Annotated in this window: 15 protein-coding genes and 2 pseudogenes; 11 read left to right on the plus strand and 6 right to left on the minus strand. The window is 71.0% G+C overall.

Translation table 11 applies throughout. From position 1 onward, the window contains the following. Positions 1–100 precede the first annotated feature (100 nt). Positions 101–874, plus strand: a complete 774-nt coding sequence (locus OG373_RS04595) for a class I SAM-dependent methyltransferase (RefSeq protein ID WP_405436025.1) — start codon at positions 101–103, stop codon at positions 872–874. Between the two features lie 12 nt (positions 875–886). On the opposite strand, the pseudogene OG373_RS04600 reads toward OG373_RS04595, so the two are convergent. Beyond that, positions 887–1,469: pseudogene (locus tag OG373_RS04600) on the minus strand (IS5 family transposase); the annotation flags it as partial. Between OG373_RS04600 and OG373_RS04605 the strand changes: the two are divergent. Then, positions 1,388–1,710: pseudogene (locus tag OG373_RS04605) on the plus strand (transposase); the annotation flags it as partial. The pseudogenes OG373_RS04600 and OG373_RS04605 sit on opposite strands and share 82 nt — an antisense overlap. Here OG373_RS04605 and OG373_RS04610 read toward each other — a convergent pair. From OG373_RS04610 to OG373_RS04630, 5 genes are all read right to left on the minus strand, one after another. Beyond that, entirely contained in the window at positions 1,675–2,460 is a 786-nt protein-coding gene (locus OG373_RS04610) for a class I SAM-dependent methyltransferase (protein WP_405436027.1), read from the minus strand. The pseudogene OG373_RS04605 and the gene OG373_RS04610 overlap by 36 nt on opposite strands. 419 nt (positions 2,461–2,879) lie before the next feature. Continuing rightward, positions 2,880–3,101, minus strand: coding sequence for a hypothetical protein (locus OG373_RS04615; protein ID WP_405436028.1), 222 nt, complete (start codon positions 3,099–3,101; stop codon positions 2,880–2,882). Between the two features lie 86 nt (positions 3,102–3,187). After that, on the minus strand, positions 3,188–3,838 hold the full coding sequence (locus OG373_RS04620) for a class I SAM-dependent methyltransferase (protein ID WP_405436030.1): 651 nt from the start codon (positions 3,836–3,838) through the stop codon (positions 3,188–3,190). Positions 3,839–4,391: 553 nt separating this feature from the next. Next, entirely contained in the window at positions 4,392–5,042 is a 651-nt protein-coding gene (locus OG373_RS04625) for a hypothetical protein (protein WP_405436032.1), read from the minus strand. A 490-nt stretch (positions 5,043–5,532) separates the two neighbouring features. Next, positions 5,533–5,772 (minus strand): chaplin, encoded by a 240-nt coding sequence (locus OG373_RS04630; protein ID WP_189966006.1) that lies wholly within the window; start codon positions 5,770–5,772, stop codon positions 5,533–5,535. A 338-nt stretch (positions 5,773–6,110) separates the two neighbouring features. On the opposite strand from OG373_RS04630, the gene OG373_RS04635 reads away from it, so the two are divergent. The 9 genes from OG373_RS04635 (at position 6,111) to OG373_RS04675 (ending at position 17,904) form a co-directional block, all read left to right on the plus strand. Continuing rightward, positions 6,111–7,415, plus strand: a complete 1,305-nt coding sequence (locus OG373_RS04635) for a lysine N(6)-hydroxylase/L-ornithine N(5)-oxygenase family protein (RefSeq protein WP_405436034.1) — start codon at positions 6,111–6,113, stop codon at positions 7,413–7,415. After that, the gene (locus OG373_RS04640; protein ID WP_405436036.1) at positions 7,415–8,950 is read left to right on the plus strand and encodes a class I tRNA ligase family protein; all 1,536 of its coding nucleotides are present in this window, start codon (positions 7,415–7,417) and stop codon (positions 8,948–8,950) included. Before OG373_RS04635 ends, OG373_RS04640 begins: the two co-directional genes overlap by 1 nt. Next, complete coding sequence (locus OG373_RS04645) at positions 8,947–10,014, plus strand: NAD(P)/FAD-dependent oxidoreductase (RefSeq protein ID WP_405436037.1); 1,068 nt, start codon at positions 8,947–8,949, stop codon at positions 10,012–10,014. Before OG373_RS04640 ends, OG373_RS04645 begins: the two co-directional genes overlap by 4 nt. After that, a complete protein-coding gene (locus OG373_RS04650) occupies positions 10,011–11,369 on the plus strand; it encodes an MFS transporter (RefSeq protein WP_405436039.1) in 1,359 nt (452 codons plus the stop codon). Before OG373_RS04645 ends, OG373_RS04650 begins: the two co-directional genes overlap by 4 nt. A gap of 104 nt (positions 11,370–11,473) precedes the next feature. Then, a complete protein-coding gene (locus tag OG373_RS04655) occupies positions 11,474–12,697 on the plus strand; it encodes an ATP-grasp domain-containing protein (RefSeq protein ID WP_405436041.1) in 1,224 nt (407 codons plus the stop codon). Continuing rightward, a complete protein-coding gene (locus OG373_RS04660) occupies positions 12,694–14,004 on the plus strand; it encodes a lysine N(6)-hydroxylase/L-ornithine N(5)-oxygenase family protein (protein ID WP_405436043.1) in 1,311 nt (436 codons plus the stop codon). Before OG373_RS04655 ends, OG373_RS04660 begins: the two co-directional genes overlap by 4 nt. Then, positions 14,004–15,302, plus strand: coding sequence for an ATP-grasp domain-containing protein (locus OG373_RS04665; RefSeq protein WP_405436044.1), 1,299 nt, complete (start codon positions 14,004–14,006; stop codon positions 15,300–15,302). Before OG373_RS04660 ends, OG373_RS04665 begins: the two co-directional genes overlap by 1 nt. Before the next feature lie 154 nt (positions 15,303–15,456). Next, on the plus strand, positions 15,457–16,671 hold the full coding sequence (locus tag OG373_RS04670) for an acyl-CoA dehydrogenase family protein (protein WP_405436046.1): 1,215 nt from the start codon (positions 15,457–15,459) through the stop codon (positions 16,669–16,671). Between the two features lie 21 nt (positions 16,672–16,692). Beyond that, the gene (locus OG373_RS04675; RefSeq protein WP_405436048.1) at positions 16,693–17,904 is read left to right on the plus strand and encodes an acyl-CoA dehydrogenase family protein; all 1,212 of its coding nucleotides are present in this window, start codon (positions 16,693–16,695) and stop codon (positions 17,902–17,904) included. Positions 17,905–17,931 lie beyond the last annotated feature (27 nt).

Raw genomic sequence — 17,931 nt, forward strand, 5'->3', positions numbered from 1 at the left:
GACCCGGTCCCGCCGCCACGGTAGGTCCGGGTGGCGGCCGCAGCCGGCTCACGCTCGCTAAGGCCTGTCCGGCGGATCATGTGACTACTAGGCTGCGACGATGGAACGCTTAGCCAACCTGCCAGAAGGTCTCCCCCAGCCCGCAGACCCGGTCCTGCCGAATGACTACGACAGTTTCGCTGAGGCGTACTCGGCGGAGAACGAGAACAGCCTGGTGAACGCGTACTACGAGCGGCCCGCGATGCTGGCCCTCGCCGGAGACGTGGCCGGCCGTCAGGTCCTGGACGCCGGTTGCGGTTCGGGCCCGCTGTCCGCCGCGCTTCGTGACCGCGGCGCGGTCGTCACCGGCATCGACGCCAGCGCCGGGATGCTGGCGTTGGCGAGACGGCGGCTGGGCGATGACGTCGCCCTGCACACGGTCGACCTGAACGACCCCCTGCCGTTCGACGATGGTGCGTTCGACGACGTGGTCGCGTCGCTGGTGCTGCACTACCTCGAGGACTGGGGGCCGACACTGGCCGAGTTGCGGCGAGTGATCAGGCCCGGCGGCCGACTGATCGCGTCGGTGGACCACCCTTTCGTGGCCTACACGATCAAGGATCCCCGGCCCGACTACTTCGCGACCACCAGCTATACCTTCGACTGGACGTTCAACAGGCAGTCCGCCCCGATGAGGTTCTGGCGCAAGCCGCTGCACGCGATGACCGAGGCCTTCACCACCGCCGGCTTCCGCCTTTCCGTCATGAGCGAGCCGCAACCCGACCCAGCCGCCCGTGAGCTGTTCCCCGACGACTTCCACGCCCTTTCGACCAAACCCTGCTTCCTCTTCTTCGTCCTTGAGGTACCACCCTCGGCTGCGGGCTCGGGCAAGTAGCCATTCGGCGGATCACGGGCGGAGCCAGAGGCGGATCGAGGCGGCGACGACGGTCCCCTGGAATACGTAGGCACGTTTGTCGCAGCGGGTGGTGACGGCCCGGTGGTGTTTGAGCCGGTTGACGGTCCGTTCGAGTTCGCTGCGGCGCTTGTAGAGCGCGCTGCCGAAGCCGGTGAGCCGGCTGCCCTCGCTGCCGCGCGTTTGCGGTCGGCCCGCTGGTCCCTGGGCTCTGGATCGTGTGCCCGGTGGCTGTGGTTGCGGCGTGAGCTGTACGCCTTGTCGCCGCTGACGTGGTCCGGCCTGGTGCGGGGGTGTCCGCCGCCGGGTCGGGCGACAAGGATCCGGGCGAGCACTTCGGTGAACTGGGGTGCATCGCCCCAATGGCCCGGGGAGACCAGCAGGGCGAGCGGGCGGCAGCCGCCCTTCGCCGGCGAGGTGGATCTTGCAGGCCAGGCCGCCCCGGGGAGCGGCCGAGTTCCTCGTCGGGGCGGTGGTTTCGAGGCGTCGTTCCTTTTGCGCTCCCTGCACCCCATCGGGAAGCGCATCGCGATCGTGTGCGACAACTACTCGCCGCACCTGACCACGAAGCGGTGCCGCCGGGTCGCGGACTGGGCCGATGCCAACAACGTCGAGATCGCCTGCACCCCGACCAACTCCTCATGGCTGAACCGCATCGAGGCCCAGTTCACCGCCCTGCGCTACTTCACCTCGACGGCACCGACCACGCCAGCCACAAGGAGCAGGGAAGCGTGATCCGCCGCAACATCGTCTGGCGGAACAAGCATGTCCAGGACGAGCGCCTACGCGGGGTCGTGAACAGGGCGAGCGTCGCCTGACGCAGCCGCGCCCCGACGGAACAACGCGGTCCACAGGAATGTCACGCCGAACAGTGCTGACTCGGGCGGTTCCTCACGCATGCGGCGCAGTTCGACCTCTACCAGGTCAGAGAAGATCCAGCGCAGCGATTCGGGTGTGTAGGCGAGGCCGCCCTGCAACTCGCGTTCACGGTAGAGGTCGGCGTCGGCGAGTTCCGACCCCGTTCCCGCCTCGCCGGCGGCGAAGCAGGTGAGTGCGAGATGGCCGCCAGGCGCGAGGACGCGGTCGAGGAGGGCCAGGTAGCTGACGCGGCGGTGCGGCGGTAGGTGGTGGAAGCACCCTGAGTCGACGACCAGGTCGTACGGGCCGCTCAACTCGGTGACGGGGAGGGCGAAAGCGTCACCGCACAGGAAGCGGATGTCGACTCCAGCCTCGTGGGCCCGGTCCTCGCTCCAGGCGACGGCAACGGGAGAGAGGTCGACGGCGTCCACCTCGAAGCCGCGCGATGCGAGGTACAGAGCATTCCGGCCCGGCCCGCACCCCAGGTCCAGGACCCGACCGGGAGCGATCAGGCCCTGGTCGAGATAGGCGGCCAGGTTCTCGTCCGGCTTGGACACGAAGAACGGGACCGGCCTTGACCGGTCGGCATAGAAGCGGTCCCAGAAGCCCTTTCCGTCGCCCGTCGCCAAGCGGCCGGCCTCGGATTCAGAGGTGAAGAGCCCGTCCAATAGTGCGAGAACGTCCTCGACGGTGCGTACGGTCCGGTCCATCCGGCCCCCCTTTCGACCGAGACCAATGATAGGAACGACGGGCATGAAAGGCCAGGTCAGGCGGCATATCACGACGGCTGGAGTGGACTGTTACGGCCCCCGGAGAAGGCAGGGAGGGAACCCCTCCAGACCCCGACCCCGTGTCCGCCCAAGCACCCATCAGAGGCCAGAAAGGGACCATCCTCGGCCGCGTCGGGGAGACTGTTCGAGGAGTTTTCCAGTGGTACTACAGGGCGAACGTTGTCTGATGCGGCACTAGGCCGTCTCTTTCGGATCTTGTCGGCCGAGTCCGCGGCGTCCGGTGCCGTGCCCGGCAAGGCGGAGGGGCGCCCGTGTACTGGACGTACTCGGGCGCCCCGACAACGCGGCCGGGTGCGGTGCCGGGCGTCGCGGGCCCGGCAAGATCCGGAAGAGACGGCCTAGTCCGGGGGCTCGGGAGGGGACACGGCCGCGTCGTCGTCCGGGCACTCCTGATCCCGTGTGTCCTCCGCCAGGCGGCGGCCTTCGGGGGCCGCTTCGTCCGCAGCGCCGCTCCCGGGCAGGTCGGGCGCGGCTTGGCCGAGCGGGGGCAGGTCGGGGGTGACCGGGTCCTCGCTCTCCGGGACGGGGGCCGGCAGGTCGGGTCGTCGGTCGGGGCTCATGGCACCTTCTTCCCTGGTGGACTGTGCGGCGCGCCTACCCGGGGCCCCGGTCCGCATGCGGGCGCAGCGTGACAGTACGGCCCTGATCACGAGGCTTTGCGTGCGAGCAGGTGAATCTCCTGGAACTGCCGTCGGTCGGTGGGCTGCGGCTCGCGGACCATCCGGGCCACCTCGGCCAAGCCGGACCTGCGCAGCAACGCGGCGAAGTGATCTGGCGACCAGCGATAGGCCGGCGCGACCGTGTGGTCGAAGGCCTGCGTCGGGTGAGCCGGGCCATCGCTCGCCGAGAAACCGACCAGAAGGTGGCCGCCAGGTGCCAGCACACGATGGAACTCCGTGAGGACGAAAGGGAGTTCATGGGGCGGAGTGTGGATGATGGACCACCGTGAAAGGACGCCGCCCAGCACGCTGTCAGCGATGTTCAACGCGGCCATGGAGCCCACGTCGAACCGAAGGCCCGGATAGGCCTGTCGAGCCGACTCGATCATCGCGGGCGAGACGTCGACACCGTACGCAGCCAGCCCCAGCTCATCAAGATGGGCGGTGACATGGCCGGGCCCGCACCCCAGGTCCGCGACCCGGCCGACCCCACTCGTACGAACGGCCTCGGCGAAGACACCCAACATCGCACGGTCCAGGGGGCTGTCACGCAGGCTGTCGCGGAACAGTTGTGCATAGGTGGGCGCAGCAGCGTCGTAGGCCTCGCGGGTGGTACTGAGGGCATCGTGTTCGACCACGCTCGCGAGAGTACTTCCTGACGCCGAGGTTGAGGAGCCGCCCGATCAGACGGCCGGATGGCCGGTCGCCACGATGTGTGGGCTCCGGCCGTCGGCGCTCCGCGGGAGGACGGCGGACCCTGACGTCTTCTCAGTTCTTCAGAACTCCGTGAGGAGAACGCGTTTACGGGTGGGAAACCGGGTCAGACGCGTGGATACGGAAGCGAACACCTCGCGGTGGAGTGCTTCCGGAGCGGGCCCCGCCGCATGCCGCCCTTCCCCCAGGCGTCATGCGGCAGGCTCGCCCGCACGACGGGCTGCCGCCCGGATCCGTACGGCACCCGGACACCCCGTGTCCCCGGCCCCCTCCCCGGCCGGGAACCGGGGACGCCCGGAAGGCCCTCGGCGCCGGCGCTCGTACCGCCGTCCCCGGGCAACGGATCCCGACGGCAGCAGCCCGGCACAGTCCCGTCGGCCGCCCACTGCTGGAAGCCGAGTGCGGCTCGTACACCGTGTCCACCGCTGCGGACGGGCTCCGGCCCTGCCGTGCTCCGCCTCGGCGCCCGGCGTCGTCCTACGCGAGGATGCCCGCGCGCGTGGCGAAGTCGAGGGCCGCGTCGAGACGCGGGGCCGGCCGGCCTTCGGTGTGGGCCGCCGCCAACAGGGCCGCCACGGCGGCCGCGTCGGCCTTGCGTTCCCGCGCAAGCGCCCCGAACCGGGCGACGGCCTCGATCAGGCTGCGTTCCGTCTGGCGCGGAACGTCGAACGAGGACACGGTCAGTCCGAGGTATTCCTCCTCGTCCGCGCCGACCCAGGCCGCGGCGCCCTCCAGTCCGTCCTCCCGCACCTCGTCCGGGTAGGGGATCCGGTGCCAGGCGCCGTCCTCCCACCAGTAGACGAAGCCGAAGAGGTTGCCGGCGGCATCGTCCCGCAGGAGTTCCCAGGGCAGCCAGTCGGGGCCGCCCGCGAGGAAATCGATCTGCTCGCCGCCGACGTGGGTGTGGCTGCCGTCGGGGTCCTGCCCGCAGAACACCGCGCGTCCCCCGTCGAGTACGGTCAGCCGCCACCAGCCGTCGGCGCCGGTGCTGTGGCACCACAGGCCGTCGTCGTCGAGTGCGAACTCGGTGCTGGTCGAACACGCGGTGTCCACCATGGCCATGGTCACCGCCCTGGCCCAGAGCAGTTCGGGGTGTTCGAGGTCTTCGGGCCGGCTCGGCGTGTGCATCGTGTGGTCTCCTCCCGGGTGCGGGACCAGCCTCGCACGTGGGCCGGGTCAGCCGAAATGCCGATGGCCGGACGGGTCCGGTGGCTGGGAAGCTGTTGTACTCCCCCTCGGCCGGCCTCTACCGTTCCCTCCTGAGCAGCGAGCTGCTGGGCAATGCCGTCCGCCACACGAGGGCGCCTGGCTGCTGCGGATGTCCTGCCGGTGGGAGGGCCTCGTCGTGGAGGTCCCTGACCCGGCGACCGGCCGACTGACCGGCCGACCGAAATCCGAGGGGCAGGTGCAGCTGCGTATCGGGACGTTCTACGGGGTGCTGGAGCGGCTGGCGGCCGAGGGAGTCATCGAGCCGGACCGCGACAAGGCCCACCAGGGCCGGACCCGGCCGTGTTCGCCGCACGCCACGCACAGCGCGACACGCGGCCCTGAGGGCGGTGACGCGTGCGGGCTCGTCCCGGTCGAGCCTCCGGCCGGGACGAGCCGCTGTTCACGAGTCTCAGACGTTGATGCAGGTGTTGCCGGCGGCCGGGTTGAGCGCGCCGATCACGTTGATGCTGTTGCCGCACACGTTGATCGGAACGTGAATCGGGATCTGGATCAGGTTGCCCGAAAGCACACCGGGCGAGCCGGCCGCGATGCCCTCCGCGGTGGCGTCCGCCGACGCCGACGACGCACCGCCGATGACCGCCAGGCCCAGCACCAGAGCGAGACCCGCACTCTTCAGAACACGCGACACGTGACTTCTCCTTGTAACCGCACAACGGTGCCGGAGCACCGCACGGCCCCGAGCGGGGCCGTCGCCCTTTCCTTCGGCAGCTGACGGCCTCTCGGCCTGGGTCGGACCGCCCGGTTCCCCCGAAGAGGTGGCCCCGCGCCCTCCGTTTGGACCTATCGGCCACCGGCGAGCAGCGAGCAGCAAGCAGCCGGCCCCGACCGCTTCCCCGGTCCCGCGGTGTTCCCCCGCCCCAGATTCCCCAGTCGACGGGACAAGTTCCCCTATCGATCGGGAACGGCGGAAATCTAGCCTCGCTACTGCTTGTCCGCGAGTCGGATCTCTGTGTTCGAGGGGGAAGTGTGGCTGATCGGGAGGTTGCTGTTCTGGCGATCGGTGCGGGTCCGGCGAATCTGGCGTTGGCGGTGGCCATCGAGGAGTCCGGATCCGACGCGTTGGCGGACGGCACACTGCTGCTGGAGCAGGGGCCGGACATCAAGTGGCAGCGGGACCTGCTGATGCCGTGGGCGCGCAGCCAGGTGTCCTTCCTCAAGGACCTCGTCACGCTGCGCAATCCCACCAGCAGGTTCTCCTTCCTCAACTTCCTGCACGCACAGGGCCGGTTGGACGAGTTCGTGAACCTGGGGACCTTCCACCCCTTCCGCTGGGAGTTCTCCGACTACCTCCAATGGGTCGCCGCCTCCCTCGAACGGGTGCGGATCCGCTACGACGCCCGCGCCGCCCGGATCGACCCCGTCCACACGAACGACGGCGCCCTGTCCGGCTGGGACGTGCGGCTCACCGACGGCGACACCGTCCGCTGCCGCGACCTGGTCATCGGCGGCGGCCGCGACCCCCGCGTCCCCGAGGTCCTCTCGGGCCTGCCCGCCGACCGCTTGATCCACAGCGCGCAGTACCGGACCCGGATCACGCAGATACCGAAGGACCAGCCCGTCCGGGCCGTGGTGATCGGCGGCGCGCAGAGCGCCGCGGAGATGTTCTTCGCCCTGCGCGAGAACCTGCCGTCGAGCCGGGTGACGATGGTGGTCCGGTCGATGGGACTGCAGAACTACCAGTCCAGCAAGTTCGTCAACGAGCTGTTCTTCCCGTCCTTCGTCGACGAGTTCTACGACAGCCCGGCCGAGGTCCGATCCCAGCTCCTGGACGGGATGCGGTTCACGAACTACGCGGGCGTCGCGCCACCGTTCCTCGACGAGCTCTACACGATGATCTACCGGGAGAAGATGCTCGGCCCCGAGCGGTCGAGCGTCCGGGCGATGACCGAAGTGGCGGGCGCCCGCCTCGACGGTGACGAGGTGGTGCTCGACCTCCGGGACCGGTTGAGCGGCAAGATCGAGCCGCTCCGGTGCGACCTGGTGGTGCTGGGCACCGGCTTCGACCCCCGCAAGCCCGCCCTCGTACGGGAACTCGCGGCACGGGTCGGCCTGGACGACGTCACCGTCAGCCGCAACTACCGCGTCGACCTCGGCGAATCCGCCTGGGGCGCCATCTACCTCCAAGGCGTCAACGAAGAAACCCACGGCATCGCCGACTCCCTCATCAGCGTCCTCGCCCACCGCTCACACGACATCCTCACCGACCTCCTCACCCGCCGCGCCGACACACCCCCCACCACGACCACCACCACCGCCACCGGGAGGGCTTGATGAAGCGGACGTTGGTGATCGCCCCCGGCCCGACCGCGAACGGTGATCTGCACCTCGGCCACCTCGCCGGCCCCTTCCTTGCAGCGGACGTGTGTGCGAGGTACGCGCGTTCCGCCGGGCAGGACGTACTGTTCGGCACGGGCGTGCACTTCACGCAGAACTACATCGTGACCACCGCCCGCAGGCTGGGCGTACCGCCCGAGGACCTGCGCACCCGCTCGGCCGTACAGGTCGAGCAGACCCTGGCGGCCGTCGGTATCGAGCCGGACGGCTTCGTCCGGTTCGGCGACCGGTACGTGAAGACGGTTCGGCACTTCTTCGAACGCCTGCACAGCAGGGGCAAGCTCCGGCTCCAGGGCGTCACGTTCCCGTACGCGCCGCGCACGGGCGAGTACCTCACCGACGCCTACGTACGCGGTGGCTGCCCGGTGTGCCTCGCCGAAGGCTGCGCAGGGCTGTGCGAGAACTGCGGGCACTGGATCGCGTCGGCCGACCTGATCTCACCGCGCTCGACCCTGCACCCCGACGATCCGGTCGAACTGCGGGAGCAGCAGGTCCTGGTGCTGCCGCTCGAGGACCATCGCGAGGCGCTCGTCGCGTACTTCGCCGGGATCGGTGCGACGATGCGGCCGCGCCTGGCCCAGATGATCGAGGAGATCCTGTCCCGGCCGCTCCCGGACTATCCCCTCACCCAGCCGATCGCCTGGGGCATCCCCGCCCCCTTCCCCGAAGTCGCAGGGCAGGTGATCTACGCGGATGCCGAGACCATCGCCTGGAGCATGCACTGCACCGCGCTCGCGGCCGAGCAGCGTGGGGCGGTACTCGCGGCCGACGACGAGCTGTGGTTCTCCGACGCCGGCACGCAGGTGGCGTACTTCTTCGGCTCCGACGCCGGTTTCGCCTTCGCGGTGGTGGGGGCGGCCATGCTGCTGGCGCTGGGTGGTTACACGCTGCCCGAGCACTTCGTCACGAACGAGTTCTACGAGCTGGATCACGACAAGTTCTCCACGAGCCGCGGGCATGTGGTCACGGGGCGGGAACTGGCCGCCGAGGTGCCGAGGGACCTCATCCGTTTCTATCTCGCCGCGACCGGACCGGACTTCCAGCGCACCAACTTCAATCGCGCGGCCCTGGAACACGTGACCGGCACCCGGCTGGTACAGCCCTGGAACCGGGTGGCGGACAAGGTCGCCGCGTGGACGGGCCGCGGGCCGCTGCCGGTGTCCGAGTCGTCCAGAGCGGCGGCCGGGCGCATGCTGGAACGATTCGCCGCCGCCTACGACGTGCGCCGGTTCAGCCTGACCTCCGTGGCCTTCACCCTGTCCGAGCAACTGGCGCGGCTCGACCGGTGGGAGGTGGGTCCCGCGGACGCGGGCGACTTCTGCCACGAGGTGGAGGTGTTCCTGCGCTGCGCGGCCCCGGTCCTGATCGATCTGGCCGAGGAGGCACTGCCGGACCGCTCGGTCCCCGCGCGGCCGGACGCCACGCGGGTCACGCCCGTACGGTTGCCGCGGCTGGCGGAGACGGGGCCGTGAGGGCGGCGGTCCCCTCCCGCCGGGTGATCGTCGTGGGAGCGGGCGTCACCGGGCTGCTGACCGCGGTGGAATGCGCGCGTTCGGGTCACCGGGTGACCCTGCTGGAGCGGGGCCCGGTCCCCAACCCGAAGTCGAGTTCGTCCGATCACCACCGGGTCATTCGCACCCTCAGCGCGGACGATGCGGACGCCACCGGGCGGATGATCTCCGCCCACCGGCGGTGGCTGGCTCTGGAGACCCTGCTGGGCGCGGGTTTCTACCGCCGCGTGGGGGTGGTCACGGCCGTGCCCCGGGAGCGGTTGGCCCGGGTGCGCGCGGCCGGCGCCGCCGCGGGTGTGCCCGTACGGACGGTCGACCCGGAGCGCCTGCCGCACCTGCGGTGGCCCACCGGCTCGGCGGCGGTGCTGGAGGCCGACGGCGGGGTCCTGCTGGCGGACCGGGTGCTGCGGGCCGCGGCCCGGTGGCTCGCCGCGCATCCAGCGGTGACCGTGCGGCCGTACAGCCCGGTCGCAGGGGTCGACGTGGACTCCGCGCACGTGCTGCTGAGCGGGGGCGAGAAGCTCGGCGCCGACCTGGTGCTGGTGGCGGCCGGTCCGTGGACCCGGGACCTGGTCGGACATCCGGTGGTACTGCACCGCCAGACCATGGTCTACCTGCGGCCGCCCGCGGACGCGGCGCGGTGGTGGGGTACGGCCCCCGCCGCGGGCGGCCTCGGCGCGGACGGGCGGGCCTGGGTGATGCCCCCCGGCGGCGGCGCGCTCCTGAAGATCAGCTCCGACACCGTGTCCCGGGAAGTGAGCAGCACCGCGGACGGAGCGGCGCAGGACCACGCGCCCTGGGTGGCCCGGCTGGCCGAGGCGGCGCCGCTGTCCGGCCTGGAGCGCTACGCCGTGGCGGCGGTGAAGGAGTGCCACTACGCGACCGCCGCGGACACGGGTGGCGCGGTACTGGCCCGGGTGGGTCCCGCCGTGTGGTCGCGGCCGGCCTGCGGCGGCTCCGGTTTCAGTCAGGCTCCGCTCGTCGCGGGGCGGATCGTCGATGCCTTGATGAAGGGAGCGGCATGAAGAAGACGGAGGAGGACACTCCGATCGGTGTGTTCGAGGCGCTGAAGGCGACCCCGACGCCGGTGCGTTATCTCCTCGGCGGCGTGTTGATCAACCAGCTCGGCGCGTTCGTCCAGACGTTCCTCGTCCTGTACCTGACCTTTCGCGGGATGTCGGTCGCCGCCGCGGGGCTGGCCCTGGTCGCCTACAGCGCGGGCTCGATCTTCGGCACGATGCTGGGCGGCGAGTTCACGCAGCGGTTCGGTCCCCGGGCCACGATCGTGACGGCGATGGCGGGCTCGGCCCCGCTGGTGGCGGCGATCTCCTGGTCGAGCGGGCCGGGTGCGCTGTGGCCGCTGCTCGTCGTCGTCGGGCTCGCGGGCCTGTTCACCCAGGCCTACCGGCCGGCGGCGGCGGTGATGCTGAGTGACCTGATGCCGGACCGGTACCAGGTCATGGCGTTCTCGATGATGCGCATCGCGCTGAACGTCGGCGCCGCCCTGGCTCCGCTGATAGCCGCCGGGCTGATCCTGGTCGACTGGGACCTGCTGTTCTGGATCGACGGCGGTACCGCGCTGGTCTACGCCCTGCTGGCCTTCGTCCTGCTGCCGCGCAGGCCCGTCCAGGAGGAGGCCGGGAGCGGGGCCGAGGTGGGGAAGGCACCGGCCGACGAAACGGCTGCGTCCGCGGCTGCGCCGGCGACGGCGACCGCGACCGCCGAGCCGGCCGGGCGCACGGCCTCGGGGTACGCCGCGATGCTGCGCGACCGGAAGTACCTCTACTATCTGGCCGCCGTCCTGCTCGGCTCGCTCACCTACGCCCAGGGCCATATCGCCCTGCCGCTGGAGCTCGCCGCCGACCACTACCCGACCAGCTTCTACAGCACGGTGCTCACGGTGTCGTCCGTCGTGCTCATCACGTGCGAGCTCAAGATCACGGCGTATCTCAGCAGACTGCCGAAACACGTCCGCGTGATCACCGGCCACCTGGTGGAGGCCCTCGGTCTCGCCGTCTACGGACTGTCCTCCCGGTCCGGTGCGTTCACCATCGCGGGCGCGGTGCTGGTCGTGGCGGGGATCATGATCGCCGCCCCGAGCATGTTCGCCCACCCGGCGACCTTCCCCCAGGCGGTGAAGGCCCGTTACATCGGCACGATGCAGGCGGTGGGCGGCGCGGCCGGCGCCCTCGCGCCGCTCTTCGGCGTGTGGCTCTGGACCCAGCTCGGCAGCGGCTTCTGGCTGCTGTGCGGTGTGGTGACCGCCGTCGCCGGACTGCTCGCCCTGGCGGGCGTGAGACAGCCACGCGAACCGGTCGCCGCCACCGGCCCGGAGGCGGACCCCGCCGGAAAGGCGGAAGTCGTCGGGGGTACCTCGTGACCGGCGGGCAGCGGCCCGGAGCGGGCCTCCAGGGTCAACCGGGCCGTCCGGGTCAACCGGACCACCCGGCCCGACCGGCCCGACCGGTCCTGGTGGTCGGGTTCGTGGGCGTCACGCTCGCCGCGATCGGGGCGTTCCAGCCGGACGACTCGGTGATCTACGTGGAGGAGCCGGACGTCGTCCGCAAGCGGCGGGTGCACGACCAGATCGAGGGGGTGGCGTTCGTACGCGGCCTCATCGAGTGGGAGTACCACCTCGCGGGGAAGGCCGATGAGTTCTTCAATGCCCACCGGGAGCTCGATCCCGCGGCGGTCGTCCCGGCGATCGAGTACGCGACGCCGTTCGCCGCCCGGCTCGCGGAGCGTTACGGTCTGCCGGGCGCCGGTCTCGGCGCCGCGCAGATCCTGCGCGACAAGTCCCTGTTGCGCAGGGTCAGCGCGGCCGTCGGCATCGCGAACCCGGTGAGTGTCCCCGTACGGGGTCCGGACGACGTCCGGGCGTTCCTGCGCGGCCGGTCGGGGCCCGTCGTGCTCAAGCCGGCGAACCGTCAGGCGTCGGTGGGTACCCGGGTGATCCACGAGGCGGCCGAGGTCGAACAGGCCTGGGCGGACTGCCTCGTCCAGGACGAGGGCATCTTCGTACCCGACCGGCCCATGGAGCTGTCCATGCTGGCCGAACAGTACGTCGCGGGGCCCGAGTACAGCGTCGAGATGCTCGTACGGGACGGGGGCGCGCTGTTCGTCAACGTCACGGGCAAGGAGCTGTTCCCGGGGCCCCACCCGGTGGAGCTGGCCCACACCGTGCCGGCCGACATTCCGGAGGAGCTCGCGCAGTTGCTCGTGGAGCGGACCGCGCGCCTGGTCGGGGCGGTGGGTTTCCGGGACGGGTTCGTCCACGGTGAGTGGATCGTCTCCGACGGGGTCGCGTACCTCGTGGAGTGCGCAGGGCGACTGCCCGGCGGAGGCATCGTCGACACCATCGAACTGGCCTATCCGGTGGAGCTGTTGCGCAGCTACTACGCGGTGCTGAAGGGCGAGGAGCTGCCGGGCGAGCTGCCCCGGCGCGCGAAGGGCGGTGCGGCCGTGCGGTTCATCGCGGCCGCACCGGGCCGGGTGACCGCGGTGCACGGGGTCGAGGACGCCCGGCAGGTGGACGGCGTGTTCCTGGCCGCGGTCACCGTGGGGCCCGGTCACCCGGTCCCGGAGCTGCGCCACTCGTGGCACCGGGCGGGCATCGTCATGGCCGCCGCGGACAGCTCGACCGAGGCGCTCCGGCGGGCCGAGGCCGCTGCCGGCATGGTCCGAATCGACATCGAGGGGGAAGAGTGACTGACCGGGAAGTCGGTGTTCTGGCGATCGGTGCGGGTCCGGCGAATCTGGCGTTGGCGGTGGCCATCGAGGAGTCCGGATCCGACGCGTTGGCGGACGGCACACTGCTGCTGGAGCAGGGGCCGGACATCAAGTGGCAGCGGGACCTGCTGATGCCGTGGGCGCGCAGCCAGGTGTCCTTCCTCAAGGACCTCGTCACGCTGCGCAATCCCACCAGCAGGTTCTCCTTCCTCAACTTCCTGCACGCACAGGGCCGGTTGGACGAGTTCGTGAACCTGGGGACCTTCCACCCCTTCCGCTGGGAGTTCTCCGACTACCTCCAATGGGTCGCCGCCTCCCTCGAACGGGTGCGGATCCGCTACGACGCCCGCGCCGCCCGGGTCGACCCGCTGTACGGCGCGGACGGCGCCCTGTCCGGCTGGAGCGTGCGGCTCACCGACGGCGACACCGTCCGCTGCCGCGACCTGGTCATCGGCGGCGGCCGCGACCCCCGCGTCCCCGAGGTGTTCGCCGGTCTCCCCGGGGACCGGTTGATCCACAGCGCGCAGTACCGTACCCGGATCACGCAGATACCGAAGGACCAGCCCGTCCGGGTCGTGGTCGTGGGTGGGGCGCAGAGCGCCGCGGAGATGTTCTTCGCGCTGCACGAGAACCTGCCGGCCAGTCGCATCACCATGGTGGTGCGCTCGATCGGGCTGCAGAACTACCAGTCCAGCAAGTTCGTCAACGAGCTGTTCTTCCCGTCCTTCGTCGACGAGTTCTACGACAGCCCGGCCGAGGTCCGATCCCAGCTCCTGGACGAGATGCGGTTCACGAACTACGCCGGTCTGGCCCCGCCGTTCCTCGACGAGCTCTACACGATGCTGTACCGCCAGAAGATGGTGGGGCCGCAGCGCTCCGAGGTGCGCGCGATGACCGAAGTGGCGGGTGCGCGGACGGAGGGCGGCGAGGTCGTCCTCGATCTGCGGGACCGGTTGAGCGGCAAGATCGAGCCGCTCCGGTGCGACCTGGTGGTGCTGGGCACCGGCTTCGACCCCCGCAAGCCCGCCCTCGTACGGGAACTCGCGGCACGGGTCGGCCTGGACGACGTCACCGTCAGCCGCAACTACCGCGTCGACCTCGGCGAATCCGCCTGGGGCGCCGTCTACCTCCAAGGCGTCAACGAAGAAACCCACGGCATCGCCGACTCCCTCATCAGCGTCCTCGCCCACCGCTCACACGACATCCTCACCGACCTCCTCACCCGCCGCGCCGACACACCCCCCACCACGACCGCGACCACCACCACCGCCACCGGGGGCGTGTGATGAGTACCGGCAAGGGCACCCTGCTGGTCATCGGCAGCGGGCTGAAGGTGTACCGGGAGTACCTGATCGCGCCGATCCGCCGCCGCGCCCGGGGGGCCGGCCTGGACATGGTGCTGCTCAACAATCTGAAGCCCACCTGGCAGCGCGACTACTTCGACGAGATCATCGTCGCCAACGTCTTCGACTCCGAGGCGATGGGGGCGGCCGCCCGTGAGGTGGCGGACCGGCGCCGGATCGTCGGGCTGATGTGCTGGGACGAGCCGCTCGTCCTGGACGCCGGGCTGCTCGCCGCCGAGTTCGGGGTGCCGGGGCTGTCCGTACCGGGTGTGCGCGGATGCCGTGACAAGCAGCGCACCCGGGCCGAGCTCACCGCTGCGGGCCTCTACCAGCCGGGCTTCGAGCTGACCACCACGGTCGAGCAGGCCAGGGCGGCGGCCGACCGGATCGGCTACCCGGTGGTGATCAAGCCCCGGGCGATGGGCGCGAGCATCGGCGTCGTCTTCGCGGCCGACGCGGCCGAGGTGGAGGCGGCGTTCCGGATCGCGCTGGCCGCGAGCGAGGTCGATCCGGGGCCCTACCGCGCGAGCGCGATGGTCGAGGGGTACGCCCCCGGCCCGGAGATCAGCGTCGACGGCGCCGTCCACAAGGGCGAGTACCTGCCGATGTTCCTGGCCCGCAAGCACAGCAGCGACCAGCCGTACTTCGAGGAGGTCGGGCACCTGGTCGACGCGGCCGACCCGCTGCTGGCGGACCGGGAGCTGCTGAGCACCCTGGCCCGCGCCCACCAGGCGCTCGGGATCGAGGACGGCATCACCCACAGCGAACTGCGGCTGACCGATCGCGGGCCCCTCGTCATCGAGATCAACGGCCGCCTCGGCGGGGACCTGATCCCCTTCCTCGGCAGGACCGCCACCGGCATCGAGCCCGGTGAGGTGCTCTTCGACGTGGCCACCGGACAACGGCCCGACACCAGGCCCACCCGGCGGGCGGTGGCCGGCATCCGGTTCGGCTACCCGGAGCGGGACTGTCTGCTGCGCTCGGTGCGCGTACCGGCCCGGGCACCGGGTCTGGTGACCGCCGCGCCGATGGCCGAGCCGGGGACCACCCTTCGACTGCCACCGGGAGGCTACCTGGCGCGCCACTCCTTCGTGGTGTGCGAGGCGGACGACACCCGGACCTGCCTGGAGCGGCTGGACGCGGCCGGAGCACTGGTCGAGCTGGACGCCGTACCGATCGGCCCGCCGGATCCGGACGCGCCGTTCGAGATGCCGGCGGGTCTGCTCGACGTGGACGAGTGACCGCCTGCACCTCGGTGCACGGGCGGCGGCACGCACCAGGACACCCACCGGACGCACAGGACCTGCACGAGACACAGAGCACACAGGGCACACAGAGCACACAGGGCACGCACGACCCACAGGTCGCACCACACCGTCACCCGAGGGGGAACGCATGAGCACGACCCGGAACCCGGGCACCGAAGCACCCACCACCGCGGCAGAGATCCTGGAGCGGGCCAAGGCACTGGCTCCGCGGCTGCGGGAGCGGTCGCAGGAGATCGAGCAGGCCCGGCAACTCCCGGCGGACGTCGTGGACATGCTGCGCGACACCGGGGTGTTCCGGATGTGCTTCGGACCCGAGTGGGGCGGTCCCGAGCTGACGTCGATGCAGCAGGCCGAGGTCGTGGAGACCCTCGCCCACGGGGACGCCTCGGCCGGCTGGTGCGCCGCGATCGGTGCGATGACCGGGGCGATCAGCAACTTCCTGGACCCCTCCGTGGTCAAGGAGGTGTTCCCGAGCCTGGACATGATCACCGCAGGTCTGATCGCGCCGGCCGGGCACGCGGAGCGGGTTCCGGGCGGCTTCCGGCTGACCGGCCGGTGGTCGTTCGGCAGCGGGATCACCCACGCCGACTGGGTGACCTCCGGGGCGTTCATCTACCAGGACGGCGAGCCGTGGGCGAGCCCGGACGGCAGCAACGCGCACGCGTCGCGGCAGTTCCTGGTGCCGGCCCACGAGGTCGGGGTCGTCGGGAACTGGGACACCACCGGGCTGTGCGGCAGCGGGAGCAGCGACTACACCATCACCGATGTGTTCGTACCCGAGGAGCACACCTACACCTTCTACAAGGTGCGGGGCCGCACGGACACCCCGATCGCCCAGCCGGACTCCTTCATGCGCAGCCTGTGCGCGGTGCCGCTCGGAGTGGCCCGGGCCGCCCTGGACTACGCCCGGGAGACCGCGCTCACCCGGGTGGACAGGATGACCGACACGGTGTGGGCGGACACCTTCCGTGTACAGGTCACCCTCGCCGAGTGCGAGGCGGAGTACAACGCCGCCCGCAGCGGTGTCCACAGCAGCTCTCAGCGGCACTGGGACGTGCTGGCCGGCGGCGGCACGCTGGACGATCTCACCGCCACCGAGCGGGCCGCGTCCTCACTGGCCTGGGTGCACGCCTTCCGCACCTCGCGGGCGATCGTGAACCGGCTCTACGACCTGCTCCAGGCGTGGTCGATCAACCGGTCCTCGCCGATGGACCGGTGGATGCGCGACACCGCGACCATGTGCCAGCACGTCGCCGCCTCGGACCTGATCCTCGAATCCGGCGGCGCCTATCTGCTGGGCCGGCCGCCCAAGTTCCGGATGAGCCTCGGCATCGTCAAGTAGGGCCAAGTGAAGGGCGATCGCATGACCATGACCCGAAGCCCGGGGGCCGAGGTCCCCGCCACCGCGGCGGAGCTCCTCGCCCGTGCGAAGGAGCTGGCGCCGCTGCTGCGGGAGCGCTCGGCGGAGATCGAGGAGGCGCGGCGGCTGCCGGCCGACGTGGTGGACCTGCTGCGGGACGCCGGGGTGTTCCGGATGGCCTTCGGCCGTGAGCTGGGCGGCCTGTCGCTGACCACGATGGAGCAGACCCGGGTCGTCGAGACGCTGGCGTACGGGGACGCCTCCGCGGCCTGGTGCGCGGTGATGGGCGCGAGTGGCGGCATCTTCAGTGCCTTCCTCGACGAGAGGGTGGCCAAGGAGGTGTTCCCGACCCCGGACACGATCATGGCGGGGCTGCTGCAGCCGACGGGGCGCGCCGAGCGGGTTCCCGGTGGGTTCCGGCTCTCGGGCCGCTGGCCGTTCGGCAGCGGGATCACCCATTGCGACTGGGTGACCTCGGGTGCGTTCCTCTTCGAGGACGGCAGGCCGTACGCGAGCCCGGACGGCAGCAATCCGCACGAGTCGCGGCAGTTCCTGGTGCCCCGGGCGCAGGTCGAGGTGATCGACAACTGGCACACCATGGGCATGCGGGGCACCGGCAGTTGCGATTACACGATGGCCGATGTCTTCGTCCCCGAGGAGCACACGTACAGCTTCGGCAGGGTACGCGGCCGGCCCGGCCCGCTCGCCCAGCCGGACGCGTTCACGCGCAGCATGTGCGGGGTGGCGCTCGGGGTGGCCCGGGCGGCGCTGGACCACGCGCGGGAGATCGCCCGGACCCGGGTCGACCGGATGACCGGCGTGGCGTGGAAGGACCACTTCCGGGCCCAGGTCACGCTCGCCGAGTGCGAGGCGGACTTCCTCGCCACCCGGGGCGGTGTGTACGGGAGCCAACGGCGCCAGTGGGAGGTGCTGGCCGCCGGCGGCACCCTGGACGACCTCACTCCCGAGGAGCGCGCCGCGTCCCCGATCGCCTGGGTGCACGCCTTCCGCACCTCGCGGGCGATCGTCAGCAGGCTCTGCGACCTGCTCCAGACCTGGTCGATCCACCAGTCGTCGCCGATGGACCGCTGGATGCGCGACACCACCACGATGTGCCAGCACGCCACCGCCCAGGACCGCATCCTCCAGTCGGCCGGCGCCTATCTGCTGGGCGGGAAGCCCGAGTTCGGGATCTGCCTCGGCATCGTCAGATAACGCAATTCGCCTGCGTGCAGGCCAGGG

Source organism: Streptomyces avidinii, from assembly GCF_045161815.1.
Taxonomy (GTDB): Bacteria; Actinomycetota; Actinomycetes; order Streptomycetales; family Streptomycetaceae; genus Streptomyces; species Streptomyces avidinii.

What these genes read in the sequence shown, in the direction of transcription:
- OG373_RS04625 (WP_405436032.1), bottom strand. Translation starts at nt 5,042, where the DNA reads ATGCACACGCCGAGCCGGCCCGAAGACCTCGAACACCCCGAACTGCTC.
- OG373_RS04610 (WP_405436027.1), bottom strand. Translation starts at nt 2,460, where the DNA reads ATGGACCGGACCGTACGCACCGTCGAGGACGTTCTCGCACTATTGGAC.
- OG373_RS04670 (WP_405436046.1), top strand. Translation starts at nt 15,457, where the DNA reads ATGAGCACGACCCGGAACCCGGGCACCGAAGCACCCACCACCGCGGCA.
- OG373_RS04595 (WP_405436025.1), top strand. Translation starts at nt 101, where the DNA reads ATGGAACGCTTAGCCAACCTGCCAGAAGGTCTCCCCCAGCCCGCAGAC.
- OG373_RS04615 (WP_405436028.1), bottom strand. Translation starts at nt 3,101, where the DNA reads ATGAGCCCCGACCGACGACCCGACCTGCCGGCCCCCGTCCCGGAGAGC.
- OG373_RS04640 (WP_405436036.1), top strand. Translation starts at nt 7,415, where the DNA reads ATGAAGCGGACGTTGGTGATCGCCCCCGGCCCGACCGCGAACGGTGAT.
- OG373_RS04675 (WP_405436048.1), top strand. Translation starts at nt 16,693, where the DNA reads ATGACCATGACCCGAAGCCCGGGGGCCGAGGTCCCCGCCACCGCGGCG.
- OG373_RS04665 (WP_405436044.1), top strand. Translation starts at nt 14,004, where the DNA reads ATGAGTACCGGCAAGGGCACCCTGCTGGTCATCGGCAGCGGGCTGAAG.
- OG373_RS04650 (WP_405436039.1), top strand. Translation starts at nt 10,011, where the DNA reads ATGAAGAAGACGGAGGAGGACACTCCGATCGGTGTGTTCGAGGCGCTG.